We start from the raw sequence: 17,829 nt of genomic DNA on the forward strand, positions 1-17,829 counted from the left end.
CTCCTTATTCAGGTTTGATTTCTTCCATAAAACCTGCGATATCCTGCTCTGTCATTTCACCGGTCACGATGCGCTGGATTTCGCCTTGCGGATTCACCAGCATGGTCGTTGGAAGCGGGCGGATATTATATGCTGTCATGACGCTTTTGTCGCGGTCGATGACAATCGGGAAATCGAGGCCGTATTGACGTGCGAAGGTCTCCACTTCAAAATTCGATTGCGCAATATTCACCGCCAGGATCTGGACGCCTTGATCTTCGTATACATCGTACTGGCTGGCCATCGCGGGCATTTCCTTGATGCACGGTTCACACCACGTGCCCCAGAAATTCAGGAATACGCCTTGCCCTTTGTAATCGGACAGTTTATGTGTTTTCCCGTCCAGGTCCGTAAGGGTGAAATCCGGTGCCGGGTCTCCCACTTTCAGCACTTCCACTTCATCCGCTGTCACGCTGTTGTAGATCGTATAGCCGATGGCCGCGACCAATAGCAGCAAAATAACGGAACGCATAATCGTCCGGTTTTTCTTCTTGTTCCTTTTTTTCTCCGTACTCATAAAGATCCTCCTTCGAAGGATTGGATGCACATCAATTATAGCAAAGTTTCAAAGTGCGCCTGGCTGCAGTTTTGAAGGGTTTGTGAACGTTAACGTCGTTTACCGGTATCCGCAAGCACGCGCAATTGCTTTACTTCGTGGGGGCTGAGCTCTCTCGATTCACCGGCATTCAAGCTATGCAAAGTCAAGAAGGCGAATTGTTCGCGGCTCAGTTTCTGGACCGGATAGCCGATTGCCTCGAACATCCGGCGGACTTGTCGGTTGCGGCCTTCATGAATCGTGATCTGGACGATCGCTTTTGCAGCCTTCGAATCGGCCGACAATAATTTCACTTTCGCGGGCGCTGTCATGCCATCTTCCAATTTGATGCCGTGCTCGAGTTTCTGGAGGTCTTCCTTTGACGGGATGCCTTTCAAACGCGCGACATAGGTCTTGTCGATTTCGAATTTCGGATGCGTCAGGCTATTGGCGAATTCACCATCGTTCGTCAAAAGCAACAATCCTGACGTATCGTAGTCAAGCCGCCCCACTGGATAAATCCGTTCTTCGACATTCGGGAAGAAGTCCGTCACCACTTTGCGGTTCTTATCATCGGAAACCGCCGAAATGACACCGCGCGGCTTGTAGAGTAGATAGTATACTTTCCGTTCTTTTTCCATTTGGACGCCTTCCACTTCGATTTTATCGGAAGGTGTCACTTTGACGCCCAATTCCTTGACGGTCTTTCCGTTCACTTTCACTTTCCCATCAAGAATCATTTGTTCCGCTTTGCGCCTGGATGCAATCCCTGCATGCGCCATTACTTTCTGTAATCTTTCCATTTCCTGTTCACCCCATCTGATTAAATACCGCCTCCACAGGCGGCCGATTCACGTTCTTCGCGGTCTTTCTAACCGGAATTATGGCACAATTCCGTTCAAAGAGAAAGCGCGTCGCTCAAAAGAAAAGAAGACTGTACATGCGCCCCAGTCTTCCCAGTAAGCTCCTATGCGTTTACTTCTTCTTTGAATGCTTCCTGAAACTTTGTCATGAAGAGATCGGTATCTTCCTCCGGTTCTTCAGCCAACTCTTCCGGCAGCGGTGGCAACCCATCCAGGTTCTTCAAGCCGAAATAATCGAGGAACTCGTCGGTCGTGCCGTACAAAATGGCACGGCCGGTACCTTCAGCACGCCCACATTCCTGGACCAGCCCTTTGGCAGCGAGGGTGGCGAGCGCTTTTTCGCTTTTTACGCCGCGCAAGTCCTCGAGCTCCACCCGGGTGATGGGTTGTTTGTATGCTACAATCGCGAGCACTTCAAGCGATGCTTGCGACAAAGATTGAGGCGTCGGATTCTCCACTAGCTTCTGGATGGTTTCCGCCATTTCCGGTTTGGTCACCAGCCGATACACGCCTGCCAATTCTTTCAGCGTCACACCGGCTACTTCTTCATCATAGCGTGCTTTCAACTCAGACAGTGCCTGCTCCACTTGTTCCGCTTCTGCTCCAGCCAAGAACTGCAGTTGGCTGAAACTCAAGCCATCATCTCCTGTGACAAAAAGCAATGCTTCAATTTGGGCCGATAGGTTCTTCTTCATCTTGCCACGTTTCCTTTCTCAGTTCCACCGACAATTCAGTGAAATTCTTTTGCTGCTCGACGGCAATCACTTGACGCTTCATCAATTCAAGCAAGGATAGGAATGAAACGACGAGTACAGCCTGGTCATCTGATGGGAAAAGGTCGGAAAAATTCGCCCGTCCCTTAAAAGACTTCAAACGGTCGACCATCGAACCCATCTGTTCCTTAATGGATACTTCCTGCCGTGCGACACGGGTCGATAGCGGTGCCCTTAACTGTTTCCGTCGCAGCATCTTCTGGAAGGCCCCAAGCATGTCGTAGGCATTTGCGTCGTAATCCATGGCGTCGGGCTGCTGGAGATCCGATAGATCGGCGGGCGCTTTCGAATACAGCACCGCCCTGTCTTTTTCCAGCTTCTTCAGTTCGCCTGCCGCTTCTTTGTATTTCTTGTACTCGATCAGCCGCGACACCAATTCATCGCGCGGGTCTTCTTCATCGAATTCGTAATCGACTTCGTCGATTTCCCCTTCATGCACCGGCAGCAAGGTTTTACTTTTGATCGCAAGCAATGTCGCCGCCATCACGAGGTATTCGCTCGCCTCGTTAAGTTCGAGCACTTGCATTGCACGGATATGCTCCATATACTGTGTAGTGATTTGGGAAACGGGAATATCGTAAATATCGATTTCCAAACGCTGGATTAAATGCAATAATAAATCAAGCGGGCCTTCAAAGGCATCCACTTTCACTTCATAAGACATGTGACTACCACCTGACTGTTCATATTCCTGCTATAACTGATTATAAAAGAAAGGAGACCGAAATGCATCCGCTTAACCATCCCTTATTCCTCCAGTACATCATCCATTTCAATGATGAAAGAGATTACTTCGAATGCCATGAAGTCGGCGAAGAGTATTGGAAACAAATCGCACCGAAAGACAAGGCGCATCCTTTGACCGGATGGATCCAACTGGCGGTCGGCATGTATCATTGGCGCCGCAGCAATTATCCCGGGGCGCTCCGTTCGCTCATCCGGGCCAAACCGAAACTCGCCGAAGCAGGCGTCTGGAGCGAGGGTTTCGACCATGAACAATTGGCACTGCTCCTGAACGAATCGATCCAGGGCGTCACAGACCGCGAGCCATTCGAACCCCGCGACCTCCCGCTTTTGCCGGGCGACTTGGCCCAAGCCATCGAAGCCCGCAGGCAACAATATATAGCCCCTGCACATGACGAGTATTACTTGATGCATAAGCACCGCTTGCGCGACCGCACGGAAATCATCGCGCTCCGGCAACAGAAAAAAAGGCGGAACCTTTAAGAATTAAAGGCCGCCTTTTTTTACTGGGCATTTATTCAGGAAAGCTTCGGTTTCGTCTGTAGCCCGCATTTCCCGGTGCTGCATCATGTCTTGGATTTTATCGATCATCTGGTGGCCGATCCCGTCGCCTCGATGGGATGGATTCACCGATACATGATGGATGGTGTAATGATCATCTGCGACCTCCACACCTAATAACCCGACGAAATCATCCTCTTTTTTCCATAGGAACAATTGCCATTCCGGATTTTCTTCATAGATGTGCATGGTCTGCTGCAGCTTTTTCAGTTCGCGCTCTTTGGGCATGAAAGACAATAAACCCATGGCGATCTTTTCAAATGATTTTTTGTATCTGTACAACATAATTGATCCCTCATTTTCATCTTAAAAGCAGCTTTACCCATACTACTATAAACGCCGCAATAACTCAAGTTTATGCCCGGTCAGCCTCCTGTGACATTGTCCGCAAAAAACAGCCAGTAGGCGATACCCCAGGCAACCGCCATCAACAGGACGAACAGGAAGAGCATAATATTTTGCTTTCTCAACGCTTAGCCCCCTCCTGCATATAACCCACTTCATTTTTGATCAAGTCTTCAAAGCTTTCCCTCCGGATGACGAGCTGGTGCTTGCCGCCTTCCGCGAAAACGACTGCCGGGCGGGTGATCCGGTTGTAATTGCTCGCCATGGAATAGCCGTATGCACCGGTGCAAAAAACAGCCAGGATATCCCCGGCGGAAACTTCGGGCAATTCCGCTTCTTCGATAAGCTTATCACCGGATTCGCAGCATTTTCCGGCAATCGTATACACTTGACCCGCTTCCTCTTCTGCACGGTTGGCCAGCAAGGAACTGTATTTTGCCCCGTACAGTGCCGGGCGGATATTGTCTGACATGCCGCCGTCGACCGCTGCATAACGCCGTGTATCGGGCACATCTTTTGTCGAACCGATCGTATAGAGTGTCGTGCCGGCATCGCCGATCAACGAACGGCCCGGCTCGATCCAGATCTCGGGCACCGGGAATGCGGCCCCCTCGGAAGCTGCTTTGACCGTACGGATCATATCTTTCACATACACGGCAGGTTCAAGCGGCGCATCTTCTTCCGTGTACCGGATGCCGAAGCCCCCGCCCAGATTCAACACAGTGCATGTGTAGGAATGGTTTTGCTGCCAAGAAGCCATTTTCAGCAATAGCTTTTCAGAAGCCATCTGGAATGCCGCAGTATCGAAGATCTGGGACCCGATATGGCAATGGAGGCCGATCAAATCGAGGAATTCATGGGCATAGGTTTCCTCGAAAGCCCGGTCTGCCTGGCCGTTGTTCAAGTCGAACCCGAATTTCGAGTCTTCCTGGCCGGTCGTGATGTAGTCATGCGTATGGGCTTCAATGCCCGGCGTGACGCGTAGCAGGATATTTATTTTCTGCCGGCGCCGTTCCGCTGTTTTTTTCAACAGCTCGATTTCATGGAAATTATCGACGACGATACAGCCGATTTGTTCATCAAAGGCCATGTCGATTTCCGCCTGGCTCTTGTTATTGCCGTGGAAATGGATTTTCTCTTTCGGGAACCCGCTCTGGATGGCGGTATAAAGTTCGCCGCCCGATACGACATCGAGCGACAAGCCTTCTTGTGCCGCGACTTGGTAAATGGCAATCCCCGAGAACGCTTTACTGGCATAAGCGACTTGAAAGCCTACCTGTTCGTTTTCGAATGTTTGCTGGAAGGCCTGTGCTCGTTCGCGGAATAATGCGATGTCATAGACGAAAAGCGGTGTGCCATATTGCGCTGCCAGGTCTACCGTGTCTACTCCCCCGATCGTCAAATGGCCTTGTTCGTTGATTGTTTGTGTCCCGTATAGATGCATGTCGACTCCCCCTGGGCTATGTAAAGTAAAAATCCTGCTGGGCCAAAACCCAGCAAGATTCGTTTAATCGGTGATCAAAGCGGAGACGAGTTGAATCGGTTCAACCGGCTCGTTTGAATACTCGATACTATTGTATAACATTTCCTGGCATTCCGCGAGGTCTTGTGTGTTGGAATAAATTGTCGCCAAGGCTTCGCCTTTTTTGACGAAATCACCGACTTTCTTGTGCAGCACCAGGCCGACCGACAAATCGATGGTCGAATCCTTCGTTGCGCGGCCTGCGCCGAGCACCATGGCTGCCGTCCCGATTTCATCCGCTTCCATAAAGGAAATATAGCCGTCCTGCTTTGCCGGGAGTTCCGTAACGAATTCTGCTTGCGGCAATAGGCTGAGGTCATCGACAACAGCCGGGTTGCCGCCCTGGTCTTCGATCAGTTGGCGGAAGGCTTGCAGTGCGGAGCCGTCACGGATGGCGCCTTCTAGCATTGCACGCGCCTCTTCCAAAGTTTCCGCCTTGCCACCGACCACCACCATTTGGCTGCCAAGCACGAGGCATAGTTCCGTCAGGTCTTCCGGGCCTTTGCCTTGCAGCGTTTCGATCGCTTCTTTCACTTCCAGCGCATTGCCGATCGCAAACCCGAGCGGCTGGCTCATGTCCGAAATGATGGCCATCGTTTTGCGCCCTGTCGCATTGCCGATGCCGACCATGGCATGCGCCAGTTTTTTGGCATCTTCTTCGGTTTTCATGAATGCACCTTCGCCTGTTTTCACGTCAAGGACGATGGCGTCTGCGCCGGCTGCAATTTTCTTGCTCATGATCGAACTGGCGATCAATGGGATGCTGTTCACAGTTGCCGTTACATCGCGCAAGGAATACATCTTTTTATCGGCGGGCGTCAAGTTGCCGCTTTGGCCGATGACCGCCAATTTGTGTTCGTTCACTTGGCGAATGAAATCTTCTGTCGACAGCTCAACGTGGAAACCGTCGATCGCTTCGAGTTTGTCGATTGTTCCGCCGGTATGCCCGAGGCCGCGCCCGCTCATTTTCGCAACCGGCACGCCACAAGCTGCTACCAGCGGCCCAAGAACGAGCGTCGTCGTGTCGCCGACGCCTCCTGTTGAATGCTTATCCACTTTAATGCCATCAATGGCTGATAAATCGATCTGGTCGCCCGACTCTGCCATCGCCATCGTCAAATCTGCCCGTTCACGCTCGCTCATATCCTGGAAAAATACCGCCATCAAAAAAGAGCTCATTTGATAATCGGCAATTTCGCCATTCGTATAGCCAGAGACGATAAAACGGATTTCTTCTGTGGACAGCTCATGGCCATCGCGTTTCTTTTCAATCAAGTCCACCATTCTCATTGATCATTACCGCCTTTTTTAGTTTAGTTTCGTTAGAAAGCTTGTGCCGAATTTCGGCAGTTCACAAGCGAAATTCTCGGCAATGGTCGCACCGATATCCGCAAACGTCGATCCTGTTCCAAGGTCAGACCCACCGTTGAAACGCGGGGAGAATGCGAGAAGCGGAACATATTCGCGGGTATGATCGGTTCCCGGGAAAGTCGGGTCGTTTCCATGGTCTGCCGTGATCAGCAGCAAATCGTCTTCACGCAACTCCCCAAGTACTTCCGGCAGGCGTGCATCGAATGCTTCGAGCGCTTTTGCGTAGCCTTCCGGGTCTCTGCGATGGCCGAAAAGCGCGTCAAAATCGACAAGATTCAAAAAGCTCAAGCCGTTGAAATCCTTGCCGGCCACTTGGACCAGCTTGTCCATGCCGTCAGCATTATCGGCTGTTCTCAATGCTTCCGTCACCCCAGCACCGTTGTAGATATCGTTGATCTTGCCGATGGCGATGACATCTTTGCCGGCGTCCTGCAATTCGTTCATGACGGTGCGGTCGAAAGGCGTCAAAGCGTAATCGTGGCGGTTGGATGTGCTCTTAAAGGCTCCAGGTTCGCCGAGGAATGGCCGCGCAATGACTCGCCCGACCAGGAATTCGGGATCGAGGGTCAGTTCACGTGCCATTTCGCAAATCCGGTACAGCTCTTCCAGCGGAATGACTTCTTCATGTGCGGCGATCTGGAGAACCGGGTCAGCTGAAGTGTAGACGATCATCGCCCCTGTTTCCATATGCTCTTGCCCGAGTTCATCGAGGATTTCCGTACCGCTTGCCGGTTTATTGCCGATGACTTTGCGGCCAGTCGCCTGTTCAAGCTTGTCGATCAACTCTTGCGGGAAGCCTTCCGGGTATACTTTGAACGGCGTGTCGATATTGAGGCCCATGATTTCCCAGTGCCCTGTCATCGTGTCTTTTCCGACAGACGCTTCCTGTAAACGGCCGAAATGGGCGGCTGGCGTATCCTGTGCCTCAAGCCCCTCGACCGGCACGATATTGGCAAGCCCCAGTTTTTCCATATTCGGCATCTTGAGGCCACCGACCGATTGGGCGATGTGGCCGAGCGTATCTGCCCCTTTGTCACCGAACGCTTCGGCATCCGGCGCTTCGCCGATGCCAACAGAGTCCAGAACGATTAAATGTATACGAGTAAACGGTTTCATTGTCATGTAAGTTCCTCCTTATTTGCTCTTATATTCTATCATATGAATATCCCATGTCGGAAGTCAGACCTCTGTTATGCGCGTGGATGGAATTGCGAGTAGACATCTTTTAATCGCGTCTTGCTGACATGGGTATAGATTTGGGTCGTTGAAATATCGGCATGACCGAGCATCTCCTGCACGGCACGCAGGTCAGCGCCGTTTTCGATCAAATGGGTGGCAAATGAATGGCGCAATGTGTGTGGCGTCAATTCTTTTTGGATGCCCGCTTTCTGAGCGTGCTGCTTCAGCAGTTTCCAGAACCCTTGGCGCGTCAAACGTTTGCCGCGCTGGTTGATGAACAAGGCATCCGTTTTCTCAGCCGGGTTCCTCAAAGCGAGCCGCCCCGATTCAATGTATTCGCGGTTGGCTTCAAGCGCAGCCCTCCCGAGCGGGATGATCCGTTCCTTGCCGCCTTTTCCTGTGCAGCGCACGAACCCCATCGTCAAATGAACATCTTCCATATCCAAGTTGATGCATTCACTGACACGCATCCCGCTTGCATAAAGCAATTCCAGCATGGCCCGGTCGCGCAGCCCATTAGCTTTTGAGGTATCCGGGGAATTCAATAACGCATCGATTTCTTCTATAGATAGAACATTTGGCAACTTCTTATCCATTTGAGGCATTTCCAGATGGACGGTCGGATCCGAATCGCTGCGTTTTTCCCGTATCAAGAATTGGTGGAAACTGCGGATCGAGGAAATATGCCTTGCCACCGTACGTGAAGTTTTCGCCATTTCCTGCAAGTGCCGCAGATGATTTAAGATATGTACGCGTTCGATGTTCCCAAGCCGCTCCAATTGCTCGACTTCACTCATATATTGTATGTAAACTTTCAAGTCGCGTTCATAAGAAGTCAGCGTATTATCAGACAGCTGCCTTTCCACACGGAGAAAATGCAAATAATCGTCAAGTGCATCTTTTGCATCGTTCATAGTGATTCCTCCTTTTCGCCTTTAATTAAATGAAAATGAAGATGAAAAAAGACGGCCTTCTACAGGCCGTCTTTTACGCGTCTTTTTCTGGCTTATCAGCACCCGAATCATTGCAGCGCCAGCAAATGCCATGAAAAGTCAGACGGTGGTCCTTGATCTGGAAATTCCAGCGCTTTTCAACAACTGCTTCAACATCTTCAAGCAAATCTTCCTGTATTTCATCCACTGCCCCACACTCCAGGCAGACCAAGTGATGATGGAAGTGTGCTGCGCCTTCCTGACGCAAATCATAACGGGAAACGCCATCCCCAAAATTTATTTTATCGACAATCTTCAATTCGGTCAGAAGTTCCAATGTACGGTATACCGTAGCCAAGCCGATTTCCGGTGCGATGTCCTTGACCAAGAGATAGACATCTTCAGCGCTTAGATGGTCTTCTTCATGATCCAATAAAATTCGTACCGTTGCTTCACGCTGTGGCGTCAGCTTATAACTCGCAGCGTGTAATTGCTTTTTTATACGATCTATCCTTGTTTCCATGCGACGCCCTCCCTCAAACTGTATTCATTATATCAAAAGGGCGTTCTCGATTACAACAATCGATGCCGTTTATTATTTAGAATCATTATCATCTAGTTATTGGATTAATTCTTATCTGATAAGTAGTTTTTAACCCATTGCACAGCGTAAGCGGTTTTCGCATCATAAATCTGCTCATTATCAATTAAGCTTTGAGCTTCTTCCACCGTCACTTCGAGCAATTCCACGAATTCGTCGTCATCCGTCACGGCACCGTTTGCCGCTCGGTGCAAGCCCGTGGCAAAGAAAACGTGGACCACTTCATCGGCAAATCCGGGAGATGTCGAGAAGCTGATCACTTTTTCGAGCTTTTCCGCTGAATAGCCTGTCTCTTCTTCCAGTTCACGCATAGCCGTGTACTCCGGTGCCTCGCCGAGTTCCAGTTTTCCGGCCGGAATTTCGACCAGTGAGCGTTCGAGCGCTTTGCGGTATTGTTCGACCATGATGATTTTTTTGTCGCTTGTCAATGCGATGACCGCCACTGCGCCAGGGTGCTCGATCAATTCGCGCTTGGACTGTTTGCCATTCGGCAGCATCACATCGTCAACTTTCAAATTGATGACCTTGCCTTCGTATAAACGTTCGCTATGGATGGTTTTTTCTTCAAATTTCTTCATGCTGACCCTCATTTCATTTGTAGTTTCAATACTGCAAAGTATACCATAGAGGAAACAAATTTTTACAATGAGGTGAAATGATGAAATACAATACACTGGGAACCAGCGGATTTGAAGTTAGTGAAATTGCACTCGGCTGTATGTCATTGCCGGAAGACCCGAAACAAGCAGGAGCCATTATCGACGAAGCGATGGACAATGGCGTCACTTATTTCGACACAGCCGATTTCTACGGCAAAGGAAAGAACGAGGAAATCGTCGGCGGCGCCCTTGGCAATCGGCGCAAAGACATCATCCTTGCCAGCAAAGTGGGCAATGAATGGTCAGAAGGATCGGATGAGGTGAAATGGAATCCGACGAAAGCTTACATCAAAGAACAGATCCATAACTCGCTGCGCCGGCTCCAGACCGATTACTTGGATTTATACCAGCTTCATGGCGGTATGATCACCGACAATTCGGAAGAGACGATCGAGGCGTTCGAGGAATTGAAAAAGGAGGGCCTCATCCGCGCATATGGAATCTCATCCATCCGCCCGAATGTCATCCATCGCTTTTTGGCTGAGAGCGAGATCGCTTCCGTCATGATGCAATATAGCCTCCTTGACCGGCGCCCCGAAGAATTGCTTCCGGAAATCGGCCAAGCCGGCCGCTCTGTCGTGGCACGCGGCAGCCTGGCAAAAGGCTTGCTGACGGCTGAAGGGTTCACACGCGCAGAAAAGATGGGCGACTACCTGCAATACGGCTCGAACCAGCTGACGGATACTTTGAATAAGCTTACCGCTATCCATGACAATATCCATGCGCTCGCCCTGCATTCGGTGCTATCAGACAACACCGTCGCAGCCGCAGCGACCGGCGCGAGCAGTCCTGGGCAATTGCGCGAAACCTTGCAGGCTTATCAACAGCCTGTCAGCACGCAGCAGATCGAAGAAGCCAAGAAAGCGACACGGCTTGACCGCTATGAACAACATCGCGATTAACTCGTCAATCGTTTTACAACCGGTGCCCCGCTTGATGCGGGGCGCTTTTTTCAGCCTTTTGACGCACCTTTGCTGAACTTGAAATTCCACTAAGGACCTTTGTACCTTTTTTCACCGGCAAACTTTATACGGCGAATTTGACAGTCCGGCCCACCACCTGTCAACTCCTTTTACGATGGGGTTCTTCTCTATTTCTGCTTCTTTTTCTAACCAAATTCCCTTGTTTTTCACCGGAACATTAAATTTATCGAAAAGGACTTTTGCAGGTTTGAAAGAATACTTAGAAGTGAATATACTGATTACGACTGAAATTTTCAAACCTAATTATCATGAAATCGGGGGCGTGCAAAATGATGAATTTTTATTTGACCCAATCCAAAAAATCTTATCAGTCAGCAGACGGAGATGCCATTTCCATGCATTCCTACCTCGTTGTTGAATCTGTGACAAGATCCCTTGGACAGGAGTTTAAAAATCATAAGCTGGCTTGGGAAGCAGAAGACCACTGGCTGCTTGCAGACGCCCCTGAGAAAATCATCCATATGCCGAATGGCTATCAGCGTTTTGAACTCTCCGAGCCGGTGTTTGCTTCATTGCGCTTACTTGCTGAAACCCAACCGAAAGAGCTTCATACCTTGACGCCTTTTTCCAGAAAGCGCACTTCCGAAACATTCATCGAACAGCAGCAAGCTGAGGCGCGGAGGGAGTTTCACCTCAACGATGTGGCCAAGAGCTTAAAGCAGATGTTCAAGGACATCATGACGGTCTAGAAGCTCTTCATATAAAAGAGCCGGAGAACATAAACTGTTCTCCGGCTCTTTGTGTTTCATCCGTATTAAATTTGTTCCGGGTCTTCTTTTGCCGCCTCGTCTACAGGCTGGTCACTCACCGGTTGAGTTACTGGCTGTACAGCCGCTTGTGTAGCTTGTGTATTTCTTGAAGTGTAGGACTTCAGCATGTCAGCAATATCAATGCCCGTCATTTCTTTCAACGGTTCCTGCATATCGACCATCGTGCGTGTGACGCTTCTGCCGAAAGACGGAACGCCTTGCCCGTTTCCGGAATCGATGATTTTCACCGAATCGATATTGTTGAGCGGCTGTGCCACTTTTTCGGCGAAGACTGGCAGCATGTCGATCAGTTTCTCCGCAATGATGACATCGCCATGTTCTTCCATCGCTTCCGCTAGCAATTTGCGGGATTCGGCTTCCGCTTTCCCGCGCTCACGGATGACTTCGGCTTCTGCAGCCCCTTCATCGCGCTTGATCTTCGCTTTCGCTTCCCCATCGATAACAGAACGTCTCGCTTCCGCTTCTGCCGTCCGCGTCGTTTCGTAATAGCTGGCATCCGCTTTGGTTTTGCGTACCTTGCTTTCTTCTTCTTCCAGACGGACCGCACGTTCGCGCTCCATGAACTGCATATTCAATTCTTCTTCCTGGATCTCCATCGCGAGTTTCGCTTTTTCGAGTTCATACGACTGCTCAGACTTGGCGCGTGCGCGTTCGGTTTCTTCCTTGAACGCCGCGTCTTTCAAGTCTTTCTGTTTGCGCGATTCGGCAATGGCGATTTGGCGCATATACTCTTCTTCTTTCGCTTCCTGGTCGGTTTGGGCACGGTGGATGCGTGTTTCCCGCTCCGTATTTGCCTCCGCGATTTCCGCCTGCTTGCGCACTTCAGCGATGCGCGGCCGTCCAAGATTTTCAAGATAGCCATTGTCTTCATCGGCATCGCGGAGGTCCGTCAATCCGAGTGAAGTGATTTTAAAGCCCATTAAATCAAGTTGTTTTTGCGCGATTTCCTGGACATCGGTATTGAATTTCTCCCGGTCGCTATTGATATCTTCGACGGTCATCTTAGACAGGATGGCCCGCAGATTACTGCCGAGAACTTCGATGATCTCGCGCTCGATCTCATCCTGCTCTTTTCCGAGAAATTGCTCTGCATAATTGGCGATGCCATTCAAAGTATCTGCAACTTTGACCATCGCGACAGCATCCGCGACGATCGGCACCCCGGCATTCGTATAGACGCGTGGCGTCGACAGCTTCAACTGGAACGAGGTCAAATTGACCGGCGTCGAAGTCTGGAAACGCCGCAGCAAGTACCCTCCGCCCCGGATGATCTTCATGGAACGCCCTTCATCGTCCGTAAAGATGTTCGTGTCTTTTTTCGGGTCCCCTAGTTTCGGCCCTGTAATGATCAAGGCTTCATTCGATTTGGCTGTGCGGTAGCGGAGCTTCATCCAGAAGAAATAGCCGACGCCTGCAAGTGCCGCCAAAATGAGAATGACGATTAATACTGAAATAATGCCGATTGACTCCATTCGATCCCATCCTTTTCTAGTTACTGATTTTATCCTGCCCTTCTACATACGGATAGATCAGTAAGATGTTTCAAAAAAGGAAAAGTATAGCCATTATTTTTAAAATTCAATCTGCCATGACTTTAATTAGCGAAAAAATAATGGATAATGCCATTAACACAAAGACAAAATATCCGAAATGAATCCATGGATTCGCATGTCGCTGGCTGAGCTTGGATTTCATTTGTTGCTGGCCTTCTTCCAGCCCCGGAATTGGCGGCATCTCTTCGTCCCTCATCTTCTTATCCTCCTGTGATCAAGTCTTCAATCTTTATGCTTCGTTGATGTATCTTGATAGTCACGTGCACTCCTTTTATTATATCAATTGAAAAGAAATGGAATATAAAAATATTTTGTAAATAATTAACTAAAAAAACATTAACTTTTAGACTGCTCATTTGATAAGATTGAAAAAACGCTCGGCTTGCAACCGGTTATTACTCATATGAAAGGAAGGGGGGGAAGACCATGGGAATCATCGATGATTTGGCTGGCGCAATCTATGACGTCTTGGCTTGGATTTTATGGGGTTTTTCCTATCTTGCCGCCGGGGCCCTCATTGTAGGTGTGCCTTTATATTCAATCGCCTTTCTTTTCGAATGGCTAGGCTAAACGAAAAACCCCACTGTCGCTAGAAATGACAGGGGGTTCTTCGTCAATATTTATTTCCTGAATCTCCATGCCGCTCAAGCAATTCGGCAAACGTCATGTTTTTTTCACGTTCTTTGCGTTCGAACTGGCGTTGCGCTTCTTTTTCTTCCTCTAGCTTCTGCTGGTCCTTCAATAACTCTTTTTTCGTAGCTTTCAACTTCAACAACTGGTCTTCCGAGAAAAGGCCTTTATCGTTCACTTTATCTTTTGCCATCCTGCTCTCTCCTTATGGGCGTTTTACGATCGTCGCGACACCTTGACCGCCACCGATGCACAATGTCGCTAGGCCTGTCTTGGCATCGCGTTTTTTCATTTCGTGGAGAAGCGTCACGAAGATCCGTGTCCCGCTTGCGCCGATTGGATGGCCGATTGCGATGGCTCCGCCGTTGACGTTCAATTTTTCATGGTCGAACTTCAATTCACGGTCTACCGCAATCGACTGCGCCGCAAACGCTTCATTCGCCTCGATCAAATCGATGTCCCCAAGTGCCATGCCCGCTTTATCCAAGGCGTTTTTCACTGCTTGGACCGGGCCGATGCCCATGACCGCCGGATCGACGCCTGCATTGCCGTTCGCCGAAATGATGGCAAGCGGTGTGATGCCGAGCTCCTCTGCTTTTTCTTTCGTCATGACGATCACAGCTGCTGCGCCGTCGTTGATGCCGGAAGCGTTGCCGGCTGTTACACTGCCGTCTTTTTTAAATGCCGGGCGAAGTTTCGCCAGCTTTTCTTCAGTGGAAGAAGCCTTTACGTATTCATCCGTGCTAAAGATGACCGGATCGCCCTTACGCTGCGGGATTTCCACCGGCACGATTTCCTCGTCAAAACGTCCAGCTTCGATGGCGGCTGAAGCCCGGGCCTGCGAACGGGCCGCAAAACGATCCTGTTCTTCGCGTGAAATCTCGTAGCGATCGCAAAGGTTTTCAGCTGTCACGCCCATATGATAATCATTGAATGCACATGTCAAGCCATCATGGACCATGCTGTCGACCACTTTCTGGTCTCCCATGCGGTAGCCGCCTCTTGCGCCTTCTAACAGATACGGTGCACAGCTCATGTTTTCCATGCCGCCTGCGACAACGATATCGGCATCACCCGCGAAAATCGCTTGGTACGCCAAATGGATCGATTTCAAACCCGATCCGCATACTTTGTTGATGGTCATCGCCGGCACCGTCTCCGGCAGACCTGCTTTAATGGATGCTTGGCGCGCCGGATTCTGTCCGAGCCCTGCTTGCAGGACATTGCCCATGATGACTTCTGATACTTGATCGCCCGCTACCCCTGCGCGCGATAAAGCTTCCTTGATGACGATGGCGCCGAGATCCGTCGCCGGCACATCTTTCAAAGCCCCTTGGAACGAACCGACCGCCGTTCTGACAGCGCTTGCAATTACGATTTCTTGTGACATGTTCATTTTCCCCCTTGTCTACTTCTTGCTCTTTTATCCCCCCTATCGCTACAATGAAGCTAAGGGGGGATAGTATGTTTAGTTTACCAAAAACAACTACGATAATCGAGGTCGGGCCGCGTGATGGCCTGCAAAATGAAGCCAGGAATGTCAACACGGAAGACAAATTGGACTTTATCAGGGCTTTGCAAGAAGCCGGCTTACAGGAAATGGAGCTGACGTCTTTCGTATCGCCGAAATGGGTGCCGCAAATGGCCGATGCACGGGACATCATTGCCGGCGTAAAAAGGGCCGGGCGGCAAATGGTGTTGACGCCGAATGAGCGGGGCATCACGTCTGCCCTGGAAGCCGGTGCCGACGCAATCGCCGTCTTTGTCGGTGTGTCCAATTCATTCAACGAAAAGAACATCAACAAGACGACTGCCCAGTCGATGGAGGCGTTGAAACCATTGATTGAAAAGGTGAAGCGGGACGGTGTCTTTGTCCGCGCCTGTATTTCAACAGCGTTCCACTGCCCGTTTGAAGGCAAAGTCGACCCGCGCGACACGGTGGAGCTATGTCGCCAATTCGTCGATTGGGGAGTCGATGAATTGAGCGTCGCCGATACGATTGGGCTTGCGGACCCGCAAGAAAGCCACGAATTGTTCAGCCGCTTGAAAGAACAGTTTCCGGATGTACTGATTGCGGCACATTTCCATGACACAAGACGCATGGCACTTGCCAATGCTTATGCGGCACTTCTCGCAGGAGTGGATCGTTTCGACGCATCCGCCGGCGGGCTCGGCGGATGCCCATTCGCACCGGGCGCAACTGGAAATGTCGCGACAGAAGACCTTGTGCATATGTTTCACCACATGGGCGTCGACACAGGCGTCGATCTCGAGAAACTTTACGAAGCAATTTCACTTATCGAGCCCCATGTCTCGAACCCGCTGCAAACAGGCATGTATACGTTATACAAAAACAGAAAATGAGGTGTGTGCGCCATGAAAAAGCGATTATTGTTGACTTCAGCCGTCGTCTCGAGCACCTTGACCGCTTCTTTTGCCGCTTTGGGTTTTGCCGCAAGCAACCGTCTCATGTACGTGAAGAATAAAGACGCATCTTTGATTTTGGAACGCGAAACGGCCGCCAAACGCTACGACGAAGCTTGGTATGCGAACGCCAAAAAAAGTGAACGGTGGATCGAATCCGAAAATGGCTATCCGATCAAAGCGATTTTCCTGGAGCCGCACAACACGAACCGTTACGTCATCATTTGCCATGGCGTCACGGAAAGCAAAGTGAACTCGTTCAAATATGCACGCATGTTCGAACGACTCGGCTTTAACTCTGTCGTCTATGACCATCGCCGGCACGGGGAGTCGGGCGGCAAGACAACGAGCTTCGGTCATTACGAAAAGCTGGACTTGCAGGCCGTCGTCAAGGCGTTGAAACTCCATGTGGGGCCATCTTTGTTCTTCGGCATTCATGGCGAGTCGATGGGCGCTGCAACGACGCTATTGTATGCCGGAATGGAGGACACGGCGGATTTTTATATCTCTGACTGCGCCTATTCCGACATCAGCGAACAGATTTTGCACGTCATGCGCACGACGACACCGATGCGTACGTCCTTGGCGCTTCGCCTTGCCAATGTATTCCTGAAACTGCGTGACGGCTATTCCATTACCACCGTATCGCCGAGGGAAGTCGTGAAAAAGATTGCAAAGCCTGTACTGTTCATCCACAGCCTGCCAGATGAGTTCGTCTTGCCGAAAATGACGAAAGAATTATTCGAATTGAAACAAGGCGCCAAACAGCTGAAATTGTTCGATGTAGGCGAGCATGCCCAATCATTCAATAAAAATCCCGACGAATACGAAGGGACGGTGGCAGAATTCCTTATGGCCCATGATTTATTAGTGCCTAAAACTGCGGACGGGGTTTCGCAGATTTCCAGCTGATCCCAATACAAAAAAAGAACCACCGTTCAGAAACGAACGGTGGTTCTTCTTGTATTCATCACCTATGGGCGAATAATTGCATAAGCGTTTATTTTTTGCCCGGTTTTGTCGAGGCTTTGTTCATTTGAGCCATCATTTGGTTGATTTTCTTTTGAGATGGTTTTTGTCCCATTTGCATCATCATAATCCGCAGCATCTCTTCGTTGATCGGTGGATTGTCCTCCAAATATTTCATCATGTATCGGCGAGCGATAAAGAATCCAAGTGCAACACCTGCGAGTAAAGCCACAATAACGATAACGATCCAGATCCATGTATCCATACAAATTACCTCCTTCGTGTTGCCAATTAAATCATGCACCAAAAAGGATTATACTATAAATTTCAGGACGTGACTATATGAACGGCATTAAAATTGCGGAGAAACAGAGAC

General features: G+C 50.0%; 22 protein-coding genes. 6 read left to right on the plus strand and 16 right to left on the minus strand.

The window, feature by feature from the left end:
* Positions 1 to 4 precede the first annotated feature (4 nt).
* The 4 genes from resA to BBI15_RS09435 form a co-directional block, all read right to left on the minus strand.
* Positions 5 to 556, minus strand: coding sequence for a thiol-disulfide oxidoreductase ResA (resA, locus tag BBI15_RS09420; protein ID WP_068869324.1), 552 nt, complete (start codon positions 554 to 556; stop codon positions 5 to 7).
* An 89-nt stretch (positions 557 to 645) separates the two neighbouring features.
* Positions 646 to 1,377, minus strand: coding sequence for a pseudouridine synthase (locus tag BBI15_RS09425; RefSeq protein ID WP_068869325.1), 732 nt, complete (start codon positions 1,375 to 1,377; stop codon positions 646 to 648).
* A 164-nt stretch (positions 1,378 to 1,541) separates the two neighbouring features.
* Positions 1,542 to 2,132, minus strand: a complete 591-nt coding sequence (gene scpB / locus BBI15_RS09430; protein WP_068869326.1) for an SMC-Scp complex subunit ScpB — start codon at positions 2,130 to 2,132, stop codon at positions 1,542 to 1,544.
* Positions 2,104 to 2,874: a segregation/condensation protein A gene (locus BBI15_RS09435; protein ID WP_068869327.1), complete on the minus strand. Its 771-nt coding sequence runs from the start codon at positions 2,872 to 2,874 to the stop codon at positions 2,104 to 2,106. Before BBI15_RS09435 ends, scpB begins: the two co-directional genes overlap by 29 nt.
* 62 nt (positions 2,875 to 2,936) lie before the next feature.
* On the opposite strand from BBI15_RS09435, the gene BBI15_RS09440 reads away from it, so the two are divergent.
* Complete coding sequence (locus BBI15_RS09440) at positions 2,937 to 3,437, plus strand: DUF309 domain-containing protein (RefSeq protein WP_068869328.1); 501 nt, start codon at positions 2,937 to 2,939, stop codon at positions 3,435 to 3,437.
* 3 nt (positions 3,438 to 3,440) lie between these two features.
* Here the strand turns inward: BBI15_RS09440 and BBI15_RS09445 are convergent, their stop codons facing one another.
* From BBI15_RS09445 to BBI15_RS09475, 7 genes are all read right to left on the minus strand, one after another.
* Positions 3,441 to 3,800, minus strand: coding sequence for a GNAT family N-acetyltransferase (locus BBI15_RS09445; RefSeq protein ID WP_058380529.1), 360 nt, complete (start codon positions 3,798 to 3,800; stop codon positions 3,441 to 3,443).
* Between the two features lie 181 nt (positions 3,801 to 3,981).
* Entirely contained in the window at positions 3,982 to 5,304 is a 1,323-nt protein-coding gene (lysA, locus tag BBI15_RS09450) for a diaminopimelate decarboxylase (RefSeq protein WP_068869329.1), read from the minus strand.
* Between the two features lie 63 nt (positions 5,305 to 5,367).
* A complete protein-coding gene (locus BBI15_RS09455; protein ID WP_068869330.1) occupies positions 5,368 to 6,672 on the minus strand; it encodes a pyrimidine-nucleoside phosphorylase in 1,305 nt (434 codons plus the stop codon).
* 18 nt (positions 6,673 to 6,690) lie between these two features.
* Complete coding sequence (gene deoB / locus BBI15_RS09460; RefSeq protein ID WP_068869331.1) at positions 6,691 to 7,875, minus strand: phosphopentomutase; 1,185 nt, start codon at positions 7,873 to 7,875, stop codon at positions 6,691 to 6,693.
* 68 nt (positions 7,876 to 7,943) lie between these two features.
* Positions 7,944 to 8,846: a site-specific tyrosine recombinase XerD gene (xerD, locus tag BBI15_RS09465; RefSeq protein WP_068869332.1), complete on the minus strand. Its 903-nt coding sequence runs from the start codon at positions 8,844 to 8,846 to the stop codon at positions 7,944 to 7,946.
* A 73-nt stretch (positions 8,847 to 8,919) separates the two neighbouring features.
* The gene (gene fur, locus BBI15_RS09470) at positions 8,920 to 9,387 is read right to left on the minus strand and encodes a ferric iron uptake transcriptional regulator (protein WP_068869333.1); all 468 of its coding nucleotides are present in this window, start codon (positions 9,385 to 9,387) and stop codon (positions 8,920 to 8,922) included.
* 104 nt (positions 9,388 to 9,491) lie between these two features.
* Positions 9,492 to 10,043, minus strand: a complete 552-nt coding sequence (locus BBI15_RS09475; protein ID WP_068869334.1) for an NUDIX hydrolase — start codon at positions 10,041 to 10,043, stop codon at positions 9,492 to 9,494.
* Between the two features lie 80 nt (positions 10,044 to 10,123).
* On the opposite strand from BBI15_RS09475, the gene BBI15_RS09480 reads away from it, so the two are divergent.
* Together BBI15_RS09480 and BBI15_RS09485 are read left to right on the plus strand one after the other, a co-directional pair.
* Positions 10,124 to 11,026 carry an aldo/keto reductase gene (locus BBI15_RS09480; RefSeq protein WP_068869335.1) on the plus strand — a complete coding sequence of 301 codons (903 nt, stop codon included), beginning with the start codon at positions 10,124 to 10,126 and terminating at the stop codon, positions 11,024 to 11,026.
* Positions 11,027 to 11,376: 350 nt separating this feature from the next.
* Positions 11,377 to 11,796, plus strand: a complete 420-nt coding sequence (locus tag BBI15_RS09485) for a hypothetical protein (RefSeq protein ID WP_068869336.1) — start codon at positions 11,377 to 11,379, stop codon at positions 11,794 to 11,796.
* Between the two features lie 65 nt (positions 11,797 to 11,861).
* Here BBI15_RS09485 and BBI15_RS09490 read toward each other — a convergent pair whose 3' ends face one another.
* Complete coding sequence (locus BBI15_RS09490; RefSeq protein ID WP_068869337.1) at positions 11,862 to 13,349, minus strand: flotillin family protein; 1,488 nt, start codon at positions 13,347 to 13,349, stop codon at positions 11,862 to 11,864.
* Positions 13,350 to 13,455: 106 nt separating this feature from the next.
* Positions 13,456 to 13,626, minus strand: a complete 171-nt coding sequence (locus BBI15_RS16435) for a hypothetical protein (protein ID WP_157101645.1) — start codon at positions 13,624 to 13,626, stop codon at positions 13,456 to 13,458.
* 230 nt (positions 13,627 to 13,856) lie between these two features.
* On the opposite strand from BBI15_RS16435, the gene BBI15_RS16555 reads away from it, so the two are divergent.
* On the plus strand, positions 13,857 to 14,000 hold the full coding sequence (locus BBI15_RS16555; protein ID WP_167358035.1) for a hypothetical protein: 144 nt from the start codon (positions 13,857 to 13,859) through the stop codon (positions 13,998 to 14,000).
* 43 nt (positions 14,001 to 14,043) lie between these two features.
* Here BBI15_RS16555 and BBI15_RS09495 read toward each other — a convergent pair whose 3' ends face one another.
* Entirely contained in the window at positions 14,044 to 14,253 is a 210-nt protein-coding gene (locus BBI15_RS09495; RefSeq protein WP_068869338.1) for a DUF3886 domain-containing protein, read from the minus strand.
* A gap of 12 nt (positions 14,254 to 14,265) precedes the next feature.
* Positions 14,266 to 15,450 carry an acetyl-CoA C-acetyltransferase gene (locus BBI15_RS09500; protein WP_068869339.1) on the minus strand — a complete coding sequence of 395 codons (1,185 nt, stop codon included), beginning with the start codon at positions 15,448 to 15,450 and terminating at the stop codon, positions 14,266 to 14,268.
* A gap of 74 nt (positions 15,451 to 15,524) precedes the next feature.
* Between BBI15_RS09500 and BBI15_RS09505 the strand changes: the two genes are divergently transcribed.
* Both BBI15_RS09505 and BBI15_RS09510 read left to right on the plus strand, forming a co-directional pair.
* Positions 15,525 to 16,424, plus strand: a complete 900-nt coding sequence (locus BBI15_RS09505; protein WP_068869340.1) for a hydroxymethylglutaryl-CoA lyase — start codon at positions 15,525 to 15,527, stop codon at positions 16,422 to 16,424.
* 12 nt (positions 16,425 to 16,436) lie between these two features.
* Positions 16,437 to 17,396: an alpha/beta hydrolase gene (locus tag BBI15_RS09510; RefSeq protein ID WP_068869341.1), complete on the plus strand. Its 960-nt coding sequence runs from the start codon at positions 16,437 to 16,439 to the stop codon at positions 17,394 to 17,396.
* A gap of 88 nt (positions 17,397 to 17,484) precedes the next feature.
* Here the strand turns inward: BBI15_RS09510 and BBI15_RS09515 are convergent, their stop codons facing one another.
* Positions 17,485 to 17,718 carry a YneF family protein gene (locus tag BBI15_RS09515; protein ID WP_068869342.1) on the minus strand — a complete coding sequence of 78 codons (234 nt, stop codon included), beginning with the start codon at positions 17,716 to 17,718 and terminating at the stop codon, positions 17,485 to 17,487.
* Between the last annotated feature and the right edge of the window lie 111 nt (positions 17,719 to 17,829).

Origin of the sequence: Planococcus plakortidis (assembly GCF_001687605.2) — a bacterium.
Lineage (GTDB): Bacteria > Bacillota > Bacilli > Bacillales_A > Planococcaceae > Planococcus > Planococcus plakortidis.

Excerpts from the sequence above, each read along its gene's own strand:
- BBI15_RS09505 (WP_068869340.1), top strand. The coding sequence starts at position 15,525 with ATGTTTAGTTTACCAAAAACAACTACGATAATCGAGGTCGGGCCGCGT.
- BBI15_RS16435 (WP_157101645.1), bottom strand. The coding sequence starts at position 13,626 with ATGAGGGACGAAGAGATGCCGCCAATTCCGGGGCTGGAAGAAGGCCAG.
- BBI15_RS09440 (WP_068869328.1), top strand. The coding sequence starts at position 2,937 with ATGCATCCGCTTAACCATCCCTTATTCCTCCAGTACATCATCCATTTC.
- BBI15_RS16555 (WP_167358035.1), top strand. The coding sequence starts at position 13,857 with ATGGGAATCATCGATGATTTGGCTGGCGCAATCTATGACGTCTTGGCT.
- fur (WP_068869333.1), bottom strand. The coding sequence starts at position 9,387 with ATGGAAACAAGGATAGATCGTATAAAAAAGCAATTACACGCTGCGAGT.
- BBI15_RS09485 (WP_068869336.1), top strand. The coding sequence starts at position 11,377 with ATGATGAATTTTTATTTGACCCAATCCAAAAAATCTTATCAGTCAGCA.
- resA (WP_068869324.1), bottom strand. The coding sequence starts at position 556 with ATGAGTACGGAGAAAAAAAGGAACAAGAAGAAAAACCGGACGATTATG.
- lysA (WP_068869329.1), bottom strand. The coding sequence starts at position 5,304 with ATGCATCTATACGGGACACAAACAATCAACGAACAAGGCCATTTGACG.
- BBI15_RS09490 (WP_068869337.1), bottom strand. The coding sequence starts at position 13,349 with ATGGAGTCAATCGGCATTATTTCAGTATTAATCGTCATTCTCATTTTG.
- BBI15_RS09475 (WP_068869334.1), bottom strand. The coding sequence starts at position 10,043 with ATGAAGAAATTTGAAGAAAAAACCATCCATAGCGAACGTTTATACGAA.
- BBI15_RS09435 (WP_068869327.1), bottom strand. The coding sequence starts at position 2,874 with ATGTCTTATGAAGTGAAAGTGGATGCCTTTGAAGGCCCGCTTGATTTA.
- scpB (WP_068869326.1), bottom strand. The coding sequence starts at position 2,132 with ATGAAGAAGAACCTATCGGCCCAAATTGAAGCATTGCTTTTTGTCACA.
- BBI15_RS09510 (WP_068869341.1), top strand. The coding sequence starts at position 16,437 with ATGAAAAAGCGATTATTGTTGACTTCAGCCGTCGTCTCGAGCACCTTG.
- BBI15_RS09480 (WP_068869335.1), top strand. The coding sequence starts at position 10,124 with ATGAAATACAATACACTGGGAACCAGCGGATTTGAAGTTAGTGAAATT.
- BBI15_RS09445 (WP_058380529.1), bottom strand. The coding sequence starts at position 3,800 with ATGTTGTACAGATACAAAAAATCATTTGAAAAGATCGCCATGGGTTTA.
- deoB (WP_068869331.1), bottom strand. The coding sequence starts at position 7,875 with ATGACAATGAAACCGTTTACTCGTATACATTTAATCGTTCTGGACTCT.
- BBI15_RS09455 (WP_068869330.1), bottom strand. The coding sequence starts at position 6,672 with ATGAGAATGGTGGACTTGATTGAAAAGAAACGCGATGGCCATGAGCTG.
- BBI15_RS09425 (WP_068869325.1), bottom strand. The coding sequence starts at position 1,377 with ATGGAAAGATTACAGAAAGTAATGGCGCATGCAGGGATTGCATCCAGG.
- BBI15_RS09495 (WP_068869338.1), bottom strand. The coding sequence starts at position 14,253 with ATGGCAAAAGATAAAGTGAACGATAAAGGCCTTTTCTCGGAAGACCAG.
- xerD (WP_068869332.1), bottom strand. The coding sequence starts at position 8,846 with ATGAACGATGCAAAAGATGCACTTGACGATTATTTGCATTTTCTCCGT.
- BBI15_RS09500 (WP_068869339.1), bottom strand. The coding sequence starts at position 15,450 with ATGTCACAAGAAATCGTAATTGCAAGCGCTGTCAGAACGGCGGTCGGT.
- BBI15_RS09515 (WP_068869342.1), bottom strand. The coding sequence starts at position 17,718 with ATGGATACATGGATCTGGATCGTTATCGTTATTGTGGCTTTACTCGCA.